Source organism: Rhizobacter sp. P1_G5 (genome assembly GCF_056405435.1).
The window spans coordinates 1-1397 of the sequence record NZ_JBFUCB010000981.1 but is presented as its reverse complement, the minus strand read 5'-3'; the positions used below and the strand labels follow the sequence as shown (position 1 = coordinate 1397).

General features: G+C 60.5%; 2 protein-coding genes. One reads left to right on the top strand and one right to left on the bottom strand.

All coding sequences use genetic code 11. The features are described from left to right. Positions 1-275: hypothetical protein (locus tag AC1D12_RS33350; protein ID WP_477845379.1), on the bottom strand; the 275-nt coding region annotated here is incomplete at its 3' end. A gap of 854 nt (positions 276-1129) precedes the next feature. Between AC1D12_RS33350 and AC1D12_RS33345 the strand changes: the two genes are divergently transcribed. Next, a complete protein-coding gene (locus AC1D12_RS33345; protein ID WP_477827994.1) occupies positions 1130-1378 on the top strand; it encodes a hypothetical protein in 249 nt (82 codons plus the stop codon). Positions 1379-1397: the final 19 nt, after the last annotated feature.

Sequence of the window (1397 nt, the reverse complement as noted above, 5' to 3'; positions counted from 1 at the left end):
CAGGCAAGGTGGACCGCTTCAGCACCGTCCGAAGGGAGCAGGGCCGAGATGCCGCATTGTTCGAGCAGTTCAGAGGCCTTCATGAGATGGCTGGGGTTGTCGTCCACCACCATGACAGTCAGGCCGCCGTTCACGTCGAACGGCTGCTGCGGCGCATGGAGGAATGCGCTCTTCTTCCCTGGAGTTGGCTCGAAGGCCCACTGGGGGTGAAACCAGCATTTCAAGCCTCTCAGGAAGCCGCCTGAGCCCGGAGCGTCTCGAAGAAAACTGTTCACCTGAGCCTCGCAACTTGAACACCGACGTAGCAGCGTTGCATCTAGGAGGAGCCAAGTCTGTGCGCTGTCCCACGTGCTGTCAGCTCCTCAAGCAAGTTCCTTCGAGCGCTCGAGGCGCTGGTGGGCAGGCAACAGACGGGTGGCCTCCTCGCTTACAGCGTCTAGCGAGCGTGTCCTGCTTTTCCATCGCTCCGAAGCGCCCAGAATGTATCCGTGCGTCCGGCGCGTTGTCGGTGCCTCCGTCTTCGGGTCAAATCATGAACTGCTCTCATGACCTTCGGTACCAGTCGCTCTGGTTGTATGGCCGTGCGCTTGTGTTTCCTTGCGACATTGAAGGGCATGTTGAGTTGGACGCGCTCAGCGCGCGAGGCCTCGAGAACTATCTGTACGCGCGCGCCATGGTCGGGCGCGAGTTCGCGTTCCCGTCGGTGACGCCGAACGTACAACATTGAGCTTGGCCCGGTACGTGACGGCCCCGCCACTTGCGTCGCGGCGCTCGACAGCGCCCTTCCTCGTCTTGCGGCGCTAGCTGGTAGCTCGCCAGACGTTATGACGCTGTTAGGCTCGGCGCCGGACCGGGTACGCTCCGGCTTCCTGATGCACTTAATGGCGCAACTCGTCGCGTTTCTCGGCCAGGAAGGTATGCATCATGAAATCTGCTCCCACTCGGCGTGGTGCTGCCGAACGGATGATCAGGAGCCTGCGCGCAACTCACCCTTACGGGCGGCGCTCCCGGAAACTGTGCGCGAGCGAACATAGACGAAAGCTGACATCAATCAGCCCAGGGCGGTCCGTTCCCCCTGTATGTGCGCCATCGCACATACACGCGAACGGCGTTGGTTGATCCTGGAGTCATGGGCCTCGTTTCGCCAGAAGCAGCACTCAAAATTGACGTCGTTTGGCAAGCACTGCGTCGACGGCTCTTGCATGACCCTGACTTTGCGCTTCTGCTGCGCGCGATCGATGAGGCAAATTTCTTGCTGACCGTTGCCATCGAGACATGTAACGGCGTGGAACTGGATTCGCGGTTTCACGAGGGCAGCGATGCAAACTTGGCTTATGGCAAAGATGCACTGCCGCTGCCAAGCAGCGTAGATTGCTGAAGCGGGGATGTAGCGAGGC

Bases quoted from the DNA above. Each gene is read 5' to 3' on its own strand.
- AC1D12_RS33345 (WP_477827994.1), top strand. From the start codon at position 1,130: ATGGGCCTCGTTTCGCCAGAAGCAGCACTCAAAATTGACGTCGTTTGG.